Annotated in this window: 21 protein-coding genes; 13 read left to right on the top strand and 8 right to left on the bottom strand. The window is 61.8% G+C overall.

Annotated features, from left to right (window positions below; genetic code table 11):
• The first annotated feature begins 13 nt into the window (after positions 1-13).
• The 4 genes from kdsA to FSY45_RS10495 all read left to right on the top strand — a co-directional run bounded on the left by kdsA (position 14) and on the right by FSY45_RS10495 (position 3,459).
• Entirely contained in the window at positions 14-871 is an 858-nt protein-coding gene (gene kdsA / locus FSY45_RS10510; protein WP_046461264.1) for a 3-deoxy-8-phosphooctulonate synthase, read from the top strand.
• 435 nt (positions 872-1,306) lie between these two features.
• Positions 1,307-2,593: a phosphopyruvate hydratase gene (gene eno, locus FSY45_RS10505; protein WP_003057720.1), complete on the top strand. Its 1,287-nt coding sequence runs from the start codon at positions 1,307-1,309 to the stop codon at positions 2,591-2,593.
• Between the two features lie 76 nt (positions 2,594-2,669).
• Positions 2,670-2,948, top strand: coding sequence for a septum formation initiator family protein (locus FSY45_RS10500; protein WP_003064503.1), 279 nt, complete (start codon positions 2,670-2,672; stop codon positions 2,946-2,948).
• Positions 2,917-3,459 (top strand): hypothetical protein, encoded by a 543-nt coding sequence (locus FSY45_RS10495; protein ID WP_187427550.1) that lies wholly within the window; start codon positions 2,917-2,919, stop codon positions 3,457-3,459. Before FSY45_RS10500 ends, FSY45_RS10495 begins: the two co-directional genes overlap by 32 nt.
• Positions 3,460-3,581: 122 nt before the next feature.
• Here FSY45_RS10495 and FSY45_RS10490 read toward each other — a convergent pair whose 3' ends face one another.
• Together FSY45_RS10490 and FSY45_RS10485 are read right to left on the bottom strand one after the other, a co-directional pair.
• The gene (locus FSY45_RS10490) at positions 3,582-4,589 is read right to left on the bottom strand and encodes an Hsp33 family molecular chaperone HslO (RefSeq protein ID WP_003064499.1); all 1,008 of its coding nucleotides are present in this window, start codon (positions 4,587-4,589) and stop codon (positions 3,582-3,584) included.
• A 30-nt stretch (positions 4,590-4,619) separates the two neighbouring features.
• Positions 4,620-5,144, bottom strand: a complete 525-nt coding sequence (locus FSY45_RS10485; RefSeq protein WP_003064497.1) for a gamma carbonic anhydrase family protein — start codon at positions 5,142-5,144, stop codon at positions 4,620-4,622.
• Between the two features lie 50 nt (positions 5,145-5,194).
• On the opposite strand from FSY45_RS10485, the gene FSY45_RS10480 reads away from it, so the two are divergent.
• From FSY45_RS10480 to FSY45_RS10470, 3 genes are all read left to right on the top strand, one after another.
• Positions 5,195-6,001, top strand: coding sequence for a ferritin-like domain-containing protein (locus FSY45_RS10480; RefSeq protein ID WP_046461263.1), 807 nt, complete (start codon positions 5,195-5,197; stop codon positions 5,999-6,001).
• 161 nt (positions 6,002-6,162) lie between these two features.
• Complete coding sequence (locus tag FSY45_RS10475) at positions 6,163-7,422, top strand: EAL and HDOD domain-containing protein (protein ID WP_003064492.1); 1,260 nt, start codon at positions 6,163-6,165, stop codon at positions 7,420-7,422.
• 35 nt (positions 7,423-7,457) lie between these two features.
• Positions 7,458-8,744 carry an EAL and HDOD domain-containing protein gene (locus FSY45_RS10470; RefSeq protein WP_046461262.1) on the top strand — a complete coding sequence of 429 codons (1,287 nt, stop codon included), beginning with the start codon at positions 7,458-7,460 and terminating at the stop codon, positions 8,742-8,744.
• Positions 8,745-8,846: 102 nt separating this feature from the next.
• On the opposite strand, the gene FSY45_RS10465 is transcribed toward FSY45_RS10470, so the two are convergent.
• The gene (locus FSY45_RS10465; RefSeq protein WP_039049971.1) at positions 8,847-9,851 is read right to left on the bottom strand and encodes a tripartite tricarboxylate transporter substrate binding protein; all 1,005 of its coding nucleotides are present in this window, start codon (positions 9,849-9,851) and stop codon (positions 8,847-8,849) included.
• A gap of 224 nt (positions 9,852-10,075) precedes the next feature.
• Between FSY45_RS10465 and FSY45_RS10460 the strand changes: the two genes are divergently transcribed.
• Entirely contained in the window at positions 10,076-10,726 is a 651-nt protein-coding gene (locus FSY45_RS10460) for a twin-arginine translocation pathway signal (protein ID WP_046461261.1), read from the top strand.
• Between the two features lie 8 nt (positions 10,727-10,734).
• Here FSY45_RS10460 and xerD read toward each other — a convergent pair whose 3' ends face one another.
• The gene (gene xerD / locus FSY45_RS10455; protein WP_046461260.1) at positions 10,735-11,691 is read right to left on the bottom strand and encodes a site-specific tyrosine recombinase XerD; all 957 of its coding nucleotides are present in this window, start codon (positions 11,689-11,691) and stop codon (positions 10,735-10,737) included.
• 162 nt (positions 11,692-11,853) lie between these two features.
• On the opposite strand from xerD, the gene FSY45_RS10450 reads away from it, so the two are divergent.
• The gene (locus FSY45_RS10450; RefSeq protein WP_003064482.1) at positions 11,854-12,099 is read left to right on the top strand and encodes a hypothetical protein; all 246 of its coding nucleotides are present in this window, start codon (positions 11,854-11,856) and stop codon (positions 12,097-12,099) included.
• Between the two features lie 69 nt (positions 12,100-12,168).
• Here the strand turns inward: FSY45_RS10450 and FSY45_RS28235 are convergent, their stop codons facing one another.
• From FSY45_RS28235 to FSY45_RS10435, 3 genes are all read right to left on the bottom strand, one after another.
• Complete coding sequence (locus tag FSY45_RS28235) at positions 12,169-12,342, bottom strand: hypothetical protein (RefSeq protein WP_240701972.1); 174 nt, start codon at positions 12,340-12,342, stop codon at positions 12,169-12,171.
• A 438-nt stretch (positions 12,343-12,780) separates the two neighbouring features.
• Positions 12,781-12,999 (bottom strand): DUF4287 domain-containing protein, encoded by a 219-nt coding sequence (locus FSY45_RS10440; RefSeq protein ID WP_080944444.1) that lies wholly within the window; start codon positions 12,997-12,999, stop codon positions 12,781-12,783.
• A 268-nt stretch (positions 13,000-13,267) separates the two neighbouring features.
• Positions 13,268-14,248, bottom strand: a complete 981-nt coding sequence (locus FSY45_RS10435) for a tripartite tricarboxylate transporter substrate binding protein BugE (RefSeq protein WP_046461259.1) — start codon at positions 14,246-14,248, stop codon at positions 13,268-13,270.
• A gap of 236 nt (positions 14,249-14,484) precedes the next feature.
• Here FSY45_RS10435 and FSY45_RS10430 point away from each other — a divergent pair, with 236 nt between their 5' ends.
• On the top strand, positions 14,485-15,393 hold the full coding sequence (locus FSY45_RS10430; protein ID WP_012837347.1) for an AEC family transporter: 909 nt from the start codon (positions 14,485-14,487) through the stop codon (positions 15,391-15,393).
• Between the two features lie 56 nt (positions 15,394-15,449).
• Here the strand turns inward: FSY45_RS10430 and queG are convergent, their stop codons facing one another.
• A complete protein-coding gene (gene queG, locus FSY45_RS10425; RefSeq protein ID WP_046461258.1) occupies positions 15,450-16,490 on the bottom strand; it encodes a tRNA epoxyqueuosine(34) reductase QueG in 1,041 nt (346 codons plus the stop codon).
• 12 nt (positions 16,491-16,502) lie between these two features.
• Here queG and tsaE point away from each other — a divergent pair, with 12 nt between their 5' ends.
• From tsaE to FSY45_RS10410, 3 genes are all read left to right on the top strand, one after another.
• Positions 16,503-17,024 (top strand): tRNA (adenosine(37)-N6)-threonylcarbamoyltransferase complex ATPase subunit type 1 TsaE, encoded by a 522-nt coding sequence (gene tsaE / locus FSY45_RS10420; protein ID WP_003064470.1) that lies wholly within the window; start codon positions 16,503-16,505, stop codon positions 17,022-17,024.
• The gene (locus FSY45_RS10415; RefSeq protein WP_179625658.1) at positions 17,021-18,547 is read left to right on the top strand and encodes an N-acetylmuramoyl-L-alanine amidase; all 1,527 of its coding nucleotides are present in this window, start codon (positions 17,021-17,023) and stop codon (positions 18,545-18,547) included. The genes tsaE and FSY45_RS10415 overlap by 4 nt, the downstream gene beginning before the upstream one ends.
• A gap of 184 nt (positions 18,548-18,731) precedes the next feature.
• On the top strand, positions 18,732-18,947 hold the full coding sequence (locus tag FSY45_RS10410) for a glycine zipper 2TM domain-containing protein (protein WP_003064466.1): 216 nt from the start codon (positions 18,732-18,734) through the stop codon (positions 18,945-18,947).
• The last annotated feature ends 98 nt before the right edge of the window (positions 18,948-19,045 follow it).

Genomic DNA, 19,045 nt, shown 5'->3' with positions numbered 1-19,045 from the left:
AAAGGAACCCACCATGAAACTCTGCGGCTTTGATATTGGTCTGGACAAGCGCTTCTTTCTGATCGCCGGCCCTTGCGTGGTCGAATCCGAACAGCTGCAGATGGACGTGGCCGGGCAACTCAAGGAAATCACTTCCTCGCTGGGCATTCACTTCATCTTCAAGAGCAGCTTCGACAAGGCCAACCGCTCCTCGGGCACCAGCTTTCGCGGCCCCGGCATGGAAAAAGGCCTGGAGATCCTTGCCAAGGTGAAGAAGGAATTGAACGTGCCCATCCTCACCGATGTGCACACCGAGGCCGAAGTGCCTTACGTGGCGTCTGTCGTCGACATGCTGCAGACCCCCGCCTTCCTGTGCCGCCAGACGGACTTCATCCGCGCCGTGGCCCAGTCGGGCAAGCCCGTGAACATCAAAAAGGGCCAGTTCCTGGCCCCGCATGACATGAAGAATGTCATCGACAAGGCCCGTGCTGCGGCTGTGGAAGCGGGCCTGTCCGCGGACAGCTTCACGGCCTGCGAACGCGGCGCCAGCTTTGGCTACAACAACCTGGTCAGCGACATGCGCTCGCTGGCCATCATGCGCGAGACCGGCGCCCCTGTCGTGTTCGACGCCACCCACAGCGTGCAGTTGCCCGGCGGCAACGGCACATCCAGCGGCGGCATGCGCGAGATGGTGCCCGTGCTCTCGCGTGCGGCCGTGGCCGTGGGCGTGGCAGGTCTGTTCATGGAAACCCATCCCGATCCCTGCAACGCCCTGTCGGACGGCCCCAATGCCGTGCCGCTCAAGCACATGAAGGCACTGCTGGAGACACTGGTAGCGCTGGACGATGTGACCAAGCGCAACGGCTTCCTGGAAGACCATTTCCAGGCCTGAGCATGCATACACAGCGCATCAGCAGCGACATGACGGCCTTGCTGCAGGCCTGCATGTCCATACGCCCCGGCCGCCCCAAGGCGGGCACCGGCGTCTGAACCGATGATGCACCCCGGCATGACCGACACGATGAAGCGTGGCGTCATGCCTTTTTTGTATCCGCTTTTGTGTCCGAATGCTTGCACAGAAACGTCTTGCGCAAGAAATTCGACGGCTGCAACACGTCAAGGCAAAAGCGGCCCACCAAATTTGTGCACAATAGCCGCCTCAGCCTCTTCCATACTCGTCGCGTGCATGGCGCGCGCGCAGCATGTGGAGAAGAGTCGGCTTCACAATTTTGATAGCAGCTTGCGCTTCATGCACAAGCGCTTGGGCGTGATTTCATGAAAGAAGTCAGCCTGCACGTACCGATTTCAGAAACCCAAAGGAAATGCAATGAGTGCCATTGTTGACATCGTAGGCCGCGAAGTGCTGGACAGCCGCGGCAATCCCACCGTTGAGTGCGACGTGCTGCTGGAATCCGGCGTGATGGGCCGTGCCGCCGTGCCCTCGGGCGCATCCACCGGCTCGCGCGAAGCCATTGAACTGCGTGATGGCGACAAGAGCCGTTACCTGGGCAAGGGTGTCCTGAAGGCTGTTGAGCACATCAACACCGAAATCTCCGAAGCCGTGCTGGGCCTGGACGCTTCCGAGCAGGCTTTCCTGGACAAGACCCTGATCGACCTGGACGGCACCGACAACAAGAGCCGCCTGGGCGCCAACGCCATGCTGGCCGTCTCCATGGCCGTGGCCCGCGCAGCAGCCGAAGAAGCCGGCCTGCCCCTGTACCGCTACTTCGGCGGCATGGGCGGCGTGCAGCTGCCTGTCCCCATGATGAACGTGATCAACGGCGGCGCCCACGCGAACAACTCGCTGGACCTGCAAGAGTTCATGATCATCCCCGTGGGTGCCCCAACCTTCCGTGAAGCCGTGCGCTGGGGCGCCGAAGTCTTCCACGCACTGAAGGCCATCATCCACCACAATGGCATGTCCACCGCCGTGGGCGACGAAGGCGGTTTCGCACCTTCCGTGGAAAACCACGAAGCCGCGATCCAGCTGATCATCGAAGCCATCGAAAAGGCCGGCTACAAGCCCGGCGAGCAGATCGCCCTGGGCCTGGACTGCGCAGCTTCCGAGTTCTACAAGGACGGCATGTACGTGCTGGCCGGCGAAGGCAATATGACACTGACTTCGACGCAGTGGACCGACATGCTGGCCGGCTGGTGCGACAAGTACCCCATCATCTCCATCGAAGACGGCATGCACGAAGGCGACTGGGATGGCTGGAAGATCCTGACCGAGCGCCTGGGCGCCAAGGTTCAGCTGGTGGGTGACGACCTGTTCGTGACCAACACCAAGATCCTCAAGGAAGGCATCGAAAAGCGCATCGCCAACTCGATCCTGATCAAGATCAACCAGATCGGCACCCTGACCGAGACCTTCGCCGCCATCGAAATGGCCAAGCGCGCCGGCTACACCGCCGTGATCTCGCACCGTTCGGGCGAAACCGAAGACAGCACCATTGCCGACATCGCCGTGGGCCTGAATGCTGGTCAAATCAAGACCGGCTCCATGAGCCGCTCCGACCGTATCGCCAAGTACAACCAGCTGCTGCGCATCGAGGAAGACCTGGGCGATGTGGCCGAGTACCCCGGCCGTGCTGCCTTCTACAACCTGCGCTAAAGTGCGCAGCTGAAGTAAGTGCCCGACAACCGCTTTGCGGCTGGGGCACTTACCCTTGATTCCACCAGGTTTTTTTATGGTCAACCGCGTCGTCTGCGTCACATTGCTGGTCTTGCTGACCGCCATTCACGCCCAGCTCTGGCTGGGCAATGGCAGCATGGCCTATGTGCACGAGCTGCAGCAGCAAATCAAGGATCAATACGCGGCCAACGCCCTAGAAAAATCGGAAAACGACAGGCTGCAATCCGAGGTCAACGACCTCAAGGACGGCCTGTCCACCGTGGAAGAAAAGGCCCGTTACGAGCTGGGCATGGTCAAACCCAATGAAATCTATATTCAGGTTTCCAAGCGCTGACCCGGCACCCGCTCTGCATCAAAGCCAGCCCCGCGCTGGCTTTGCTGTTCCTGCGCCCACGCTGGTGCTGCTGGGTGCGCCTCATGCACTGGCGCGCGGCATGGCACATGGCTTGCTGCAGGCCCGTCTGGATGGGGGCCATGCCACGCCCTGGCAATGCCTGGCCCCCGCGAGCGGCGATGAATGGCCGGCCGATGCCCTGGTCTATGTGCTGGGCCAGGACTGGCGCGATGCCGACCCGGATCCCGCCATCGCGCAGCAGATCGGCCAATGGCGCGCACTGCTGCAGGCACGCTCGCAGAGCTATGTGATGCTCTACGGCAGACCGTCTGCCCAATGGCAGCAACTGGCTGCCTCTCTGAAATTCATGGAACCGGCCGCAGACTGGGATTGGATTTCAAGCAAAAATCCATGGAGTTCCAGTCAGAAAATACGCCGCAAAGCCTGCGAGCAATGCGGCGATCCCGAATGCGAGCTGGCACTGTTCGAGGCCTTGAAAAGCACCCCCTGAGGCGCCTCGTGCCTTCTCCCCTGTCTTTTCCGAGCTGGAAGACACCCGCGCTGCCCGGCCTGGGCTCTTGCAGGGTGTCTCCACCGCCATCAGAGCTCCATAGCCGCGAGCAGACTGTTCAGTTACTGCACCGAGCTGGAGCTGGGCGGCTGCTTTTGCACTTCGGTGAACAGACGCGCCGCATCGATGGCGTCGAACTGGTATTGCTGGCCGCAGAAGTCGCAGCCCACCTCGATCTTGCCACGCTCGGCCACGATGGAATCCACCTCTTCCTCGCCCAGCGAGGTCAGCATGGCGGCCACACGGTCACGGCTGCAGGTGCAGGCGAAACGCGGGGCCTGCTCGTCGGCCTGCGGAGCGAAGCGCAGCAGCTTCTCTTCCCAGAACAGGCGCCGCAAAATGGTCTCCACATCCAGCGTCAACAGCTCTTGCTGCGTCAGGCTGGAGGCCAGCGTGGCAATGCGGTTGTACTCCTCGTTCAGGCCCTGGGCGTCATGCTCGGCCTCGCCGCTTTCGGTGGCTGCGGCCAGATTCGCCTCGCCCTTCACAGGCATACGCTGCAGCATCAGACCGGCAGCGATCTGATCATTGGCAGCCAGCACCATCACGGTGTCGAGTTGCTCGGACTGCATCATGTAGAACTGCAGCGCATCCGACAGACGCTCGAAGCGACCGCCAGCGCCATCATTGAGCGGCACCACGCCCTGATAGGGGTTCTGGCCGGGCTGGCGGTCCTTGGGGTCCAGCGTGACGGCGCAGCGGCCCGCGCCATGGGCATTGACCAATTCTGCCAGCGGGGCCAACTGGCCGCGCAGGGGCAGACTGGCCTCTCCCACCAACGATGCCGTGGCACGCAGGCTCAGGTCCGACTGCACTTCGGCCACAGCCAGTTTGACGGGGCCGTCGCCCATGACCTGGAATACCAGCGCGCCATTGAACTTGATATTGGACTGCATGAGCACGCCAGCCGCCGTCATCTCGCCGAGCAAGGTGCTGACGGCCTCGGGATAGGCGCCGGTATCCTTGTTGCCGGCACGGCGCTGCAGGATTTCCTGCCAGGAGTCAGTCAGGCGAACAATGGCACCACGCACGGGCAGGCCGTCAAAAATGAATTTATGCAGTTCAGACACGCTAATCGATTCCGGTAAAGAGCTGGGCCCTCAGCCCAGCTTGCGCAAGCCGCGCTTGAAGCGGCGAGCATTTTCAACATAGTTCCTGGCGCTCTGGCGCAGACCTTCGATCTGCTCGGGCGATAGCTCGCGCACGACCTTGGCGGGGCTGCCGAGGATCATGGAGCCGTCGGGAAATTCCTTGCCCTCGGTCACCAGCGAGCCTGCGCCCACCAGGCAGTTCCTGCCTATCCTGGCGCCGTTGAGCACCACTGCACCGATGCCGATGAGCGAGCCATCGCCAATCGTGCAGCCATGCAGCATTACTTGGTGGCCAACCGTCACATTGCAACCCACCGTCAGCGGTTTGCCGAAATCGGCATGCAGCACGCTGGCATCCTGGATATTGGAGCCCGCACCAATGCTGATGTTTTCGGTATCCCCGCGGATGACCGTTCCAAACCAGACGCTGGCGTCCTTGTCCAGCTTGACGCGGCCCATGACCTCGGCGCTGTCGGCCACCCAGGCGCTTTCGTCGATCTGCGGCGCAACGCCGTCGAGTTCGTAAATTGCCATCTGCTTGTCTCCCTGTGGGTTGCTTCTTTATAGAACCTAGAATTGTAGGGATGGAGTTACGTCATCGCGCGCTAGAGGTCTTGTGTCTTGCAGACCCAGAGAAAAAAGCTGCTGCAGCCATTGATCTGCATGCACAAAAAGCTCTCTATTCGATAGCAGAAACAGCACCGACACTGCGCATCCCCGAATCCGAGCTGCCCGGGCGCCCGGCCCGGCCCGAGCTCAAGCACCACACCGCCGTGGCGCGCCGCTCGCCGGCCACCCTGGAAGGCCGGGCCGTGCTCATCCATGCCATTGCACATATAGAGTTCAATGCCATCAACCTCGCACTGGACGCCATCTGGCGCTTTGACGGCATGCCCGGGCAGTACTACCACGATTGGCTTCAGGTGGCTGCAGAGGAAGCCAAGCATTTCCGCCTGCTACGCGATCATCTGCGCCAGCATCATGGTCAGGACTATGGCGACCATCCAGCCCACCAGGGCCTGTGGACCATGTGCGAGAAAACGGCGGGCGACATCGTGGCCCGCATGGCCCTGGTACCCAGAACGCTGGAGGCGCGCGGCCTGGACGCCACGCCGCAGATCCAGAACAAGCTGCGCAACACCCACGCGACCGATGCGCTGGCGGCCTGCGACATTCTGGACATCATCTTGCGCGAGGAAGTGGGCCATGTGGCCATAGGCAACCACTGGTATCGCTGGCTGTGCGAGAAAAACGGCCTGGACCCCGAGTCGTTGTACCTGGAGCTGACACAGCGCCATGAAGCGCCGCGCCTGCGCCCGCCCTTCAATGAGAAGGCACGCCGCGCCGCAGGCTTCACCGCGACCGAGATCGCCTGGCTGCAACAGATTTAGGCATTTTTTCTTGACTCGAATCAAGAACCACCGGCAAGCAAGGCCCGCGAACCGAAGTTGTTGGCACAAACGGCCTGAACGCACGAAGCTGACACTATGATCGGCTCGTTCTTACAATAACCGGTCCAGCCAACCATTTCTCACACAGACGTCATGCAGCAATGAGTGAACAAACCATAGAGGACCAGGCATTCGCCTCGCCGCGCAACCTGTCCAAAGGCATGATTGCACGCCAGCCCATCGTCAACGGGCTGCAGCAAATCATTGGTTACGAGCTGTTCAACCGCTCGCGCTCGCCTTATGGTCACACCATGGCCTCAGACGCGACGCTGATCTTTGCGGCCCTCACGCATGCTGGAGAGGAAGATCTGGTCGGCACCAAGCTCATGTTCGTGAACTGCACTCACGAAGGCCTGACCGGCGAGCACCTGGAGCTGCTGCCGGCCGACAAGGTGGTACTGGAGATCCCTCCTCTGGGCCATGCCGCCGTGCATGAGGTGGCAGCCCGCCTGCCCACCTTGCTGGCACTCAAGGACCAGGGCTTTCATCTGGCCTTCAACCACACGGTACTGGAGTCTGTGTATTCGGCCTGGCTGCCGCTGGCCGACTACATCAAGCTAGACCTCTCCACGCTGGCACCGGACCAGCTTACGGTGCTGGTCAAGTTCGCCAACCGCCACACCCGCGCCGAGTTGATCGCCGAAAAAGTCGAAAGTGCCCACCAGCATGAGTTGGGCCAGCGCCTGGGCATAGAGCTTTTCCAGGGCTTCTGGTTTGCCCGTCCCACGGTGATGCAGACCCGCCTTCTGACCCCGACGCAGCAAAGCATCATCCAGTTGCTGACGCTGGTACGCGAGCAGGCCAGCACCGATGCGATCGAGGAAGTTCTCAAAAAGGACGCAGCCCTGGCCTTCAACCTGCTGCGCCTCATCAACTCGGCCAGCTTTGGCGCCCATCGCAAGATCACCTCTTTCAAGCAGGCCGTGATGCTGCTCGGCCTGAACAAGCTGTTTCGCTGGGCTGCCATGCTGCTGACGGCTGCCCGCGAAGGCGGCCCCCCACCGGCCGTAGGCCAGACCGCCGTGATTCGCGGCCGTCTGATGGAGCTGCTGGCCAAGCACTCGCTGACGGACACCGACGCAGATCTGGCCTTTATCTGCGGCATGTTCTCCATGCTGGACCGCATGCTGGGCATGCCTTTGCCTGCAGCGCTGGCGCTGATCCCGGTGTCCGAATCGGTCTCTGCCGCGCTGCTGCATCATGAAGGCATTCTGGGCGAGCTGCTGATGCTCACCAAGGCCTGCGAGAGTCATGACCAGGAGCAATTCGACCGCAGCGCCTGCAGCCTGGAACTGGAGCACGGGGACATCAATCACGCTCATCTGCAGGCTCTGAGATGGACGGAGTGTCTGTCCGACTGACAGCACTTTTGCCCCACACCCAAGCGATAACCGACATGGATACCTCTGACACCAACTCCTCTTCACCGACCGCCAGCCCCGTTGCAGACAAGGACGAGGCCAATATGGCCAGCATTGCGCGTCAGGCAATCGTCGATGAAAAACGGGATGTGTATGGCTACGAGCTGTTTGACCGCTCGGTTGCACATAACGCACACACAGCAGCATCCGATGCGGCGCTGCTGTTCAATGCACTGTCCTACGCCGGTGCCGAGGCCCTGGTGGGCAAGAAGACGGTTTTCATCAACTGCACCCATGACAGCCTGAGCGGCGGCCACCTGGAGCTGATTCACCCCGACCGAGTGGTACTGGAAGTGCCGGCCCTGCCCGTCGACGCCACGCAGGAAAACATCGAAGCCTGTCTGCCCACATTTGCGGCCCTGCGCCAGCGTGGCTTTCGCCTGGCTTTCGACCAGAACCTGCTGCGCCGCAACTATGCGTCATGGCTACCCATGGCCTCCTTCGTCAAGCTGGACATGCAGAGCTTCGGAATCGAGCATGCCGAAAAGCTGGTGAAGTTTGCCCAGACCTACACACGCGCCCAGATCGTGGCCGAGAAGGTCGAAACAGCCGAGCAGTTCGAGCATATGCGGAGCCTTGGCGTGAAGCTGTTTCAGGGCTACTGGTTCGCCCAGCCCCAGCTCGTGCAGGCGCGCACCATCCGCCCCACGCAGACCACCATCATCCAGCTCATCAACCTGGTGCGCCAGCAGGCCAGCACGGAGGAGATCGAAGAGCTGCTCAAGAAGGACCCCACGCTGTCCTTCAACCTGCTGCGCTTCATCAACAGCTCGGGCTTCGGCCTGTCCTGCGAGATCACCTCCTTCCGCCATGCGGTGATGATTCTGGGCCTCAAGAAGCTGTTCCGCTGGGCGGCCCTGCTGCTGACCACCTCACGCGCCGGCGGCACACCGCCGGCTGTGGGCCAGACGGCCGTGGTGCGCGGCCGCCTGATGGAGCTGCTGACCGCCGAGCTGCTGCCGCCCGAGGAATGCGACCACGCCTTCGTCGTGGGCGTTTTCTCGCTGCTCGATGTGATGCTGAGCCAGCCCATGGCCAAGGCCCTTGAATCCGTGGCCCTGCCCCAGTCCGTGGTTGACGCACTGGTACACAACCAAGGCGTTTTTGCACCCTTCCTGGATCTGACGCGCGCCTGTGAGTCGGGCGACGAAGCGGCTTTTGCCCGCGCCGCCAATGCGCTGCAGCTGTCCAACCACCAGGTCAACTGGGCCCATCTGCAGGCGCTGAGCTGGGCCGACAACCTGGCCAGTGAAGTGATCTGAGCCAATCCGCTTCGCGACCAGTCAGTGCGCTTGCTGCGCACAACGAAAAAGGGCTTGCGGCCGATGTGACCGCAAGCCCTTTTTCATTCAAGAAAGTCCCGATCAATTGGTCTGGATACCTGCAGCCTTGATGATCTGGGCGTTGGACCTGGACTCGGCTTCGATCTGCTTGGCAAAGTCCGCTGCCTTGCCTCCGGTAGGAACATTGTCCGTGGCCTCCAGGCGCTGACGGATCTCGGGCAGCGCCAGCGCCTTGTTCACCTCGGCATTCAGGCGAGCCAGCACGGGGGCAGGCACACCTGCGGGAGCGAAGATGCCAAAGACCGATGTGGTGTTGGCGTTCTTGTAACCCAGCTCGGCCAGCGTGGGCACCTGGGGCAGCGAGTCCAGACGCGCCGGAGCACCCACGGCCAGGGCCTTGAACTTGCCGGCCTTGATGTGCTGCATCACGGCCGGGCCGGCATTCGTGGACAGCACCTCAAACTGTGCGCTCAGGCCGTCATTGAGCTGCTGGCCGCCACCCTTGTAAGGCACATGGGTGATCTGAACCTTGCCCTGATCGGCAATCTGCTCGAGCATGATGTGGCCCAGCGAGGCCAGACCGGCCGTGGCCCAGCGCACATCGCCAGGGTGGGCCTTGGCCTGGGTCATCAGCTCGGGAAAGCTCTTGGCTGCCAGACGGGTCGTTCCCAGCAGCAGCACGGGCGAGTACATCACGCTGACCACGGGAACAATATCCTTGTGCGGATCGAACAGCGGCTTGCCCAGATGGGGGCTCAGCGTCAGCGGGCTGATGGACGAAAAGCCCAGCGTATAGCCATCGGGGTTGGACTTGGCGACCTGATCCAGGCCAATCGCGCCACCCGCACCGGCCTTGTTGTCGATCACCACCGACTGACCCAGCGACTGCGACAGCTTTTCACCCAGTGCACGGGCCACCACATCGCTGACACCACCGGCAGGGTAGGACACCACCAGACGAATGGGACGGCTGGGCCAGCCAGCCGCGTCGGCTTTGTCGGCCGCCTGGACATTCAGGGACAAGGTGGCAGGCAGCACGGCTGCCAGGGCACAGGTCAGCATGCTGCGACGCAGAAAGTTAGTCATCACTCGAAATCCAAAAATCAAGACCTGCATTTTTGACCAAAGTGAATTCCCCGGTTGATTTGGACGACGATTCGTCAATCCATTGGACAGAAAACATCAAAATAAAACTTCAAACATTCAAATAGACCAACACTCCAACCGACCAACATCTTCATCGACGTGTCGCAATGACGCCCGCAAGGCTTGCCGCTAGACTGCAGCAATCTCCACAAAGAAAGCGCCCCATGACAGAAAAACAACCTCTATCACGTCGCTCCATCTTGCTGCGAAGCGGTGCTGCGGGCGCTGCACTGGGCGCCATGGCTCTGCCCGCCGCGGCCACACGCAAGGCCTCCCGCACCTGTGTGCTCGATGGCCTGCAACCCGCAGTGCTCACCATCAGCGGCCCCGGTGTGCAGGCCAATCGCGGCAAGCCGCAGGCCGTGGCGGACCGCATGCTGATCATCCATGGCTATCTGTTCGATGCAGCCTGGTCCTGCGGCATGGATGCGCTCAACAGCCTGGAGCAGCAGACGCTCAGGACCACGCTTGAATACGACGAAGCCGAACACAACCTGCAAGGCCCGCTGCTGGAGCAGGTGCTGCAAGCCGCCGGCGTGGATGTAGGCCAGGCCATGGCGCGCGGCCTGCAACTGACTTTGCAGGGCATAGACGGCTATCGCAGCCAGATGCCGCTGGCCCAGGCCGTGCGCTGGCGCATGCTGATCGCCACCCAGCTGGACGGCGTGCCGTTGGCCATGGGCGGCGTGGGCCCGCTCTGGGCCATTTTTGCAGCCCATCAGATTCCGGAGCTCGGCCAGTTGCCCGTCAAGCAGCGCTTTCCTGCCGCCGTCTGGGGGCTCTACCACCTGCAGCTTGGCAGCGCGACAGCCTAGGCAGCGGCTCAGCCGCGCGGGTGATGCTCGGCGTGCAGGGCCTTGAGCCGCTCACGCGCCACATGGGTGTAGATAGTGGTGGTGGAGATATCGGCATGCCCCAGCAGCATCTGCACCACGCGAAGGTCAGCGCCATGGTTGAGCAAATGGGTGGCAAACGCATGGCGCAGCGTATGTGGCGACAGCGGCGAGTTCACACCTGCAATCTGCGCGCATTTCTTGACGATGACCCAGAACATCACGCGGCTCATGCCCGCACCGCGCTGGGTCACAAACACCTCCTCGGTCTGCTGCCCTCCCAGAATCGCCGCTCGCGCCTGCTGCAGATAGCGCTCCAGCCAGTGCTGCGCCTCCTGGCCGAACGGCACCAGCCGCTCCTTGCGCCCCTTGCCCGTCACGCGCAGCACGCCCGAGCGCAAGTCCAGCTCATGCATGCGCACGCCCACCAGTTCGCTGACGCGCAGACCGCTGGCATACATGAGCTCCAGCATGGCGCGATCGCGCAAGCCCAGCGGGCTGTCCACATCGGGCGCATCGAGCAGGGCCTCCACCTGCTCCTGGGTCAGGGTCTTGGGCATGCGCGGCGGCTGTTTGGCCGCCAGCATGCGCACCGTGGGGTCGGCAGCGATGCGCTTTTCACGCAGCGCCCAGTGAAAATAGCGACGCAACACCGTCAGCCTACGGTTCGAGGAGGTTGCCTTGGTGCCCTCCACACGGGCCGTGAAATAGCCCTGCAGATCGCCTTCCAGCGCAGCATCCAGCGCCTTGGGCGGCTGCAGCCGCGCCAGCCAGCGCGCAGTCGCCGTCAGGTCACGCCGGTAAGCGGACAAGGTATTGCGCGAAAGCCCGTCCTCCAGCAAGAGGGCATCGATGAACTGATCGAGCGCATGCTGGCTCTGCGGCAAGGGCTGCGGCCAATCATCGGGAATCTGCGGTTTGCGGGCTTTTTTGGGGGCATCGGACATGGGGCTAGCGTACACGCTGGTGAAGGCAGTGCGTGTTTGACGGCGGACCCATGCGATATGGCGCTACTGGTCAGATCGCGGGCCAGAGGCAATCCATGCTCGAAGTTGGCCGTGGAGTAAGCTCAGGGAGGACAAAATCAGACTGAAGACGGATTCGGAGACATGGGACGAGAGTACAAAATCAAATGTGTCGTGCCAGGCAATTACGACCCCACTGCGCTGCTTGGAAGGTTGCCCAACCCGAACAATCCAGAAGTGATGGGCGAGGCTTACAGCTACGCGATAGAGCCGGACGGTTTCTATTTCATCGACCACCTGGCGGATCGCACTGTCGCGGCCTTAGCGTTGCAAAGCCTCCTCGATGAGGCGCTTGGGCTCAACGACACTGTCGAGCTCACCCAGCTTTAGCCCATCCACTTCGCCTGCCGTGGCGCAAACGGCCATGAGCCGCCGCTTGGGCCGACCAGAAACGGGCACTCAATGTTGAAGCCGAGCCACAAGCGACAGCTTGCCGATGTGAGCCGGCTTGAGAGACTGCCTGGATCTCGACCGGCTCTCCAGCTCGCGCCGATATGCACGCAGCATCTGGCGCGGGTAGTGACTGCCGCTGGCGAACAGGCTCTCCTGGTACTTCTGGCGCAGATACCTCATATCGAGATCCGATTTTGTAATCCCGCCTTGGCCCGCTTTGACGCTCGTGACCGCATCTTTGTGCAAGGCACAGAAGCCCCCAGACCATCAGCTGATGCGCCTCGCTCCACGCCTTGGCATGAGCTTGTGCAAACTCCAGCAGCCCGGACAGCTGCGGAAACAGACCGCCACCGCCAGCCACGAGCTTCCCATCTGAAATCGCCATCCGCGATGGCCAGAACCTTAACGCTTCACGCAGCACCCTCTTGAATTTCATGGCTCCGATGGATATGGAAACCTCATGCCATATAGGCGGCAGCGGTACTCAGTCCGCATCAGGCGCTTGCAGTCCATATTGGCACTCAACGGAACGGCAGACAGGGATGGAAGCCCGGTTTTTCGGCATATGCACTGCATGGCCATACGACACGCAAGTGAAGCGGCATCGGCCTGAATCATCTAATAAGCGCCAGGCTGTGCCCTATGGTATGCAACAAGCGCGTTCGCATGTCCATGACCGATGCCGTGCTCGAGTTTGAGATGTGCGACCTGCTCCATATGTTTTTTATCGCGCAGCTCATCGAGAATCTTGAGCCAGTGCGTGACCGGCTTTCCATAGGTCTTCTGGATGGAAGGAAAGTAGGACGCGGGTCCTTTGATCTTTTGTTCACTTGTCATGCACACCTCCGATGACTGGATAAAGGATCTGACGCAAAGCACCCGACAAATCGTGCTCAACGCCTTGGACAATGAGCACATGGATGCTTCTTTGGCTTATTCACCCTCACCTGGCCTTGTTTTTGTGTATCGATTGGCTGCTCAGGGCCGAAATCAGCCCACCTCATCGCCCTGTCCCGGCCCTCGCATATAAAAACAAAGCCCGAATGGCCTCAAAGGCAATTCGGGCTTGCGGTATCCGCTACTGCATCGGCAGCAGATCAGCTGCTTAGTCCAGTGTCAGCTTCTGCTTGGCCACGACCTGCTTGTAGGTTTCGAACTCTTCCTTCAGTTCCTTGGCGAATTCCTGAGGAGAGTTGCCCACCACCAGCGAACCGGTGTCTTCGATGCGCTTCTTGACCGCGGGGTCCTGCAACACCTTCTTCACGGCGGCATTGATCTTGTCGACCATGGCCTTGTCCATGCCCTTGGGGCCCAGAATGCCGTAGGAAGCCATGCGATTGACCTGGGGCAGACCCACTTCCTTGAAGGTGGGCACGTCAGGCAGCACGGCCAGACGCTGGGGAGCTGCCACGGCGATGGCCTTGAGGCGGTTGTCCTTGATGAAGGGCAGCGCCGAAGGCAGGTTGTCCAGAATCATGGGAATCTGGCCGGCAACCGCGTCGTTCAGGGCCGGGCCCGCGCCGCGATAAGGCACATGGGTCATCTGGATGCCGGTCAGCGACTTGTACAGCTCCATCAGCATGTGCTGGATGCCGCCCGTACCGGACGAGCCATAGGAGTACTTGCCGGGATTGGCCTTGAGTTCGGCCTCGAAAGCCTTGTAGCTGGCCGCGCCGGGGAACTTGGGGTTCACGGCGATCACATTGGGCGTGGCCGCAATATTGATGATGGGCGTGAAGTCCGTCAGCGGGTTGTAGGGAGTCTTGGGGTTGATGGCCGGATTGGTGGCCATGGTCGACAGCGTGGAAATGCCCAGGTTGTAGCCGTCGGGCTTCTGGCGCGCGGTTTCCTGCGCACCGATGACGCCGCCGCCACCGCCCTTGTTGTCCACCACCACGGACTGACCCAGTTCCTTGCTCAGCGGCTCGGCGATCACACGCGCAATGATGTCGGTCGTGCCGCCTGCGGCAAAGGGCACCAGCAGCTTGATGGGCTTGGTGGGGTAGCTGGCCTCAGCCAACACACCAGTCGAGAAACCTACAGTTGCCAGAGCCATTGTCAGGCCCACGCACATACGACGATTCATGAAGGGGTCTCCTTATGAGTTCTGAAATTAACGGCTGATGGTACGTGCCGCAAAAAACCCGACACATTCTTGTTAGCCCTGATTTCTCAGTAATTACCCTAGATTCACACCATTTCCTTGAAGCGCATCAAAGTTCAGCTCGAATGAGCCGAGCGACAACAGTAAGTACTACTACATAGAAACTTGGCGACAGCTTTCTCTCAGCAAACCTATGACCGGCTCTATGCTTACAGGCCGTGAACTACCTCGAACTGCTTTTTCCCGATTTCGCGCTCATCGTGCTGGGCTATGTGCTGTGCCGTTTCACGCCCATCAACCGCAGCGTCTGGCAAGCCGTGGAGCAGCTCGTCTACTACCTGCTGTTTCCGGTGCTGCTGTTTCACTCCATCACGCGCAACCCGATCCAGTGGGGCGACGCCAGCCAATTGCTGGCCGCCGGTGTGCTGGGAGGCCTGCTGGGCATTGCGCTGACCTACAGCCTGCCGCACCTGCCTCTTCTTGGCCGACGCATCGATGCACGCGGCTATGCGGGAGCAGCGCAAGTGGCGTTTCGCTTCAACTCCTTTATCGCGCTGGCACTGGTTTCGCGCCTGGCGGGTCCTGACGGACTGCTCTATGTCTCGGTGCTGATCGGCGTATCCGTGCCGCTGTTCAATGTGGCCGCCGTCTGGCCCATGACGCGTGGCAGCGACCAGCATTTTGTCGGTCATCTGCTGCGCAATCCGCTGATCATCGCCACCGTCAGCGCCCTGCTGTTCAATGCCGCCGGTCTGAAAATTCCGGCCTTGCTGGAAGCCCCCGTGGCACGCATCGGTGCGGCCTCGATCGCACTGGGCCTGATGGCCGCCGGCGCCGGCCTCAAGCTCAGTGCACTGGCCAGCAACAAGCTGCTGGCCAGCGAGTTGCTGCTGATACGCCATGCCATACAGCCGCTGATCGCCTTTGCCATGGTTCAGCTGTTCCACCTCAACCAGCCGCAGGCGATTGCGCTGATGGCGTTCTCCAGCCTGCCTACTGCCTCGTCCTGCTATGTGCTGGCTGTGCGCATGGGCTATGAAGGCTCGTTTGTGGCCAGTCTGGTGTCGCTGTCCACGATGCTGGGCGTGCTCAGCCTGCCCTTCGGGCTCTGGCTGATCGGTATTTGAATTTGATAGCTTCTTGCGCTTACTGGATAAGCGATAGAGGCCAATTTCACTAAAAGTCAGACGCGCTGCGCCAGCGCCCAGGCCACATGTTCGGCCACCACGGGGTCGGGATGATCGGCCCGGCTTTGCAGCGCGGCCCTGAGTTCGGGCCTGCCGGTTTCGCGCCAGGCATTGCCCAGGGCCACGGCCACATTGCGCAGCCAGCGCGCATGGCCAATGCGGCGAATGGGACTGCCCTCGGTCACTCGCAAGAATGTGGCTTCATCCCAGGCCAGGAAATGCACCAGCTGCGTGCCGGCCAGTGCGGCGCGGGCGTCGAAGTCCGGCAAGACGCTGGGCTGGGCAAACTTGTTCCAGGGGCAGGCCAGCTGGCAGTCATCGCAGCCATAGATACGGTTGGCCATCAAGGGCCGCAGTTCCTCGGGAATGCTTCCCGCATGTTCGATGGTCAGATAGGAGATGCAGCGCCGCGCATCGACCTTGTGCGGCGCGATGATAGCGCCCGTGGGACAGGCGTCGATGCAGGACGAGCAGCTGCCGCAGTGCGCCGTGACCGGGGCCGTAGGCTCGAGTGCAAAGTCCACATAGATTTCGCCCAGAAAGAACATCGATCCGGCCTCGCGGCTCAGCACCAGGGTGTGCTTGCCGCGCCAGCCCTGGCCGCTGCGGCTGGCCAGCTCGGCCTCCAGCACCGGTGCGGAGTCGGTAAAGGCACGGTGGCCGAACGGGCCTATTTCCTGTGCGATGCGCTCGGCCAGCTTCTGCAGGCGGTTGCGCAGCACCTTGTGATAGTCACGGCCTCTGGCGTAGATGGAGACAATGCCTTCTTCGGGACGCTTGAGCCGGTCCCATTCCACGGCCTGCCAACCGTCCCCGGTCTCGCGCGGCAGATAATCCATGCGCGCGGTAATCACGCTCACCGTGCCGGGAACTAATTCCGCTGGCCGGGCTCGTTTCAAACCATGGGCCTGCATGTAATGCATCTCGCCATGAAACCCTTGCGCCAACCATTGCAGCAAACCGGGTTCTGCCGAGGACAAATCCACGCCCGCCACGCCGATTTGGGAAAATCCCAGCTCGCGAGCCCAGGCTTGCATCAAAGGAACCAATTGACTGCTGCTCAACATACACCCCGAATTGTAGGAAGCGAGCCCACGCCGGCGCTGGCGCAGCGCCAGATACTCTGGCAAAGCGAACAGGAAACCGAGCGCTTCGCCCGGCAACTGGCCGCCCTGCCTCAGCTGCGCAACGCCTATGTGACCCTGCATGGCGACCTGGGTGCGGGCAAGACCACGCTGGTGCGCCACTGGTTGCGCGCCCTGGGCGTGCAGGGCCGTATCAAGAGCCCGACCTATGCCGTGGTGGAGCCGCATGAGGCCGGCGATCTCTCGATCTGGCACTTTGACTTCTACCGCTTCGACGATCCGCGCGAATGGGAAGATGCAGGTTTTCGTGACATTTTTGCCAGCGCCGGACTCAAGCTGGCAGAATGGCCTGAAAAGGCTGCAGCGGTTACACCTGTTGCGGATATAGCTATCCATATCGAAGCAATTGACGATGTGCAGCGACAGGTGACGCTCAAGGCCGGCACCCCCGCAGGCTGCACCGTGCTTGAAGCATTGACGGCATGAGCAAAACAACTTCCTCCACGGCTTTTCTTGATCAGCCCCGACTGGATCTCTCCCCGCCGGGCCCTTCCCGACCGGGCCTCTCCCGCCGCAATCTGCTGCAGGCAGGCGGCGTGGTTCTGCTGCTGGGTCGCCAGCATATTGCGCAGGGCGCGAGCATCGTGGCCGTGCGCGTCTGGCCCGCACCCGACTACTCGCGCGTCACGCTGGAATCCGATATTCCGCTGACGGCCAAGCCGGTCTTCGTGCCCAGCCCGCCGCGCCTGGCCGTCGATATCGAGGGCCTGGATCTGAACCCGGCGCTCAAGGAACTGGTGGCCAAGGTCCGCTCCGACGACCCCAATATCGCCAGCATCCGCGTCGGCCAGTTTGCACCCGGCGTGGTGCGTCTGGTGATCGACCTCAAGCAGGAAGCCAGGCCCCAGGTCTTCACGCTGGCCCCGATTGCTCCCTACAAGCACCGGCTGGTACTGGACCTCTATCCCGCCAAGGCCGTGGATCCGTTGGAAGCCCTGATCAGCGAGCGCCTGCGCGATGCTGGCAGCACGGCCGCCGCGCCGGCACCGCACAACCCTACCATCACGACACCGCCCCCTGTAGCGATTGCCACAGCACCCCAGGCCGACCCCCTGGGTGACCTCATTGCCCAGCGCAACCAGCGCCCCAGCACTCCAGCACCGGCTCCCGCGGTAATTGCACAGGCTCCGGCACCGGCTCCCGTGCCGCCACCACCGGCTCCCGCGCCACGCCCGGCACCGGCCCCAAGGCCTGCACCCAATATTGCCACCTCGCAAAGCACGGACCGCATCATCATCGTGGCACTGGACCCCGGCCATGGCGGCGAAGACCCCGGCGCCACCGGTCCCAGCGGCCTGCGTGAAAAAGACGTGGTGCTCAAGGTCGCCCATCTGCTGCGCGAGCGCATCAACAACTCGCGCATCGGCGGTAGCCCCATGCGCGCCTTCATGACGCGCGATGCCGACTTCTTCGTGCCCCTGGCCACACGCGTGGAAAAAGCCCGCCGTGTCCAGGCCGATCTGTTCATCAGCATCCATGCCGATGCCTTCACTACCCCGGCAGCGCGCGGTGCCAGCGTGTTTGCGCTCAGCGAACGCGGCGCCTCGAGCACGGCCGCCCGCTGGCTGGCCAACAAGGAAAATCAGGCCGACCTCGTGGGCGGCCTGAACGTCGGCGGACTGCAGGACCAGCATGTGCAGCGCATGCTGCTGGACATGAGCACCACGGCTCAGATCAAGGACAGCCTCAAACTGGGCACTTCGCTGCTGGGCGAGATCGGCAGCATGGCCAAGCTGCACAAGGCCCGCGTGGAGCAGGCCGGCTTTGCCGTGCTGAAGGCCCCCGACATTCCCAGCGTGCTGGTGGAAACGGCCTTCATCAGCAACCCCGAGGAGGAAGCCAAGCTGGCCTCTGCTGCCTACCGCGAGCAACTGGCCGATGCACTGATGACGGGCATACGCAAGTACTTCGCCCACAATCCGCCCCTGGCGCGCAGTCGATCGGTTTAAGTGCGTGCTTACACAAAACCACCGTGCTGGCTGTCAGCCGACAAGCCGGCTTGATGACAGTCGCCAAGCCTGAATGACACAGGCTTGGCCCTCTCTCCTACCTGAAAGCAAGGGCAAAAGGTTCAAGATCAGGGCATGTTCTTATGAAAGCTGGCCTCTAGGGCAGCTGTACAGGAGAGACCTCATGAAACTGCGAACTCTTGCCATCACCGTGTCTGCAGCCTTCACGCTTGCCATGGCAGGCTGCTCCACTTCGCCCACCAATGCCCAGATCGGCACCGGTGTCGGCGCCGTCGCTGGCGGCGTGGTCGGTGATGCACTGTTTGGTTCCACTTTGGGCACCGTAGGCGGTGCCGCGGCAGGCGCACTGATCGGCAACGAGGTAGGCAAGCGCAAATAAACGCCTCGATGCGATCTGAATGCCAAAAAAGAAGCCCCGGCATGCCGGGGCTTTTTCATGGGTCAGCACTTTTCCGGTCGGGGCAAAGCGCTGGCAAG

Origin of the sequence: Comamonas sp. Z1 (assembly GCF_008121555.1) — a bacterium.
Lineage (GTDB): Bacteria > Pseudomonadota > Gammaproteobacteria > Burkholderiales > Burkholderiaceae_C > Comamonas > Comamonas thiooxydans.
The sequence above is the reverse complement of the archived record's forward strand: the minus strand, read 5'-3'. Positions and strand labels throughout refer to the sequence as shown.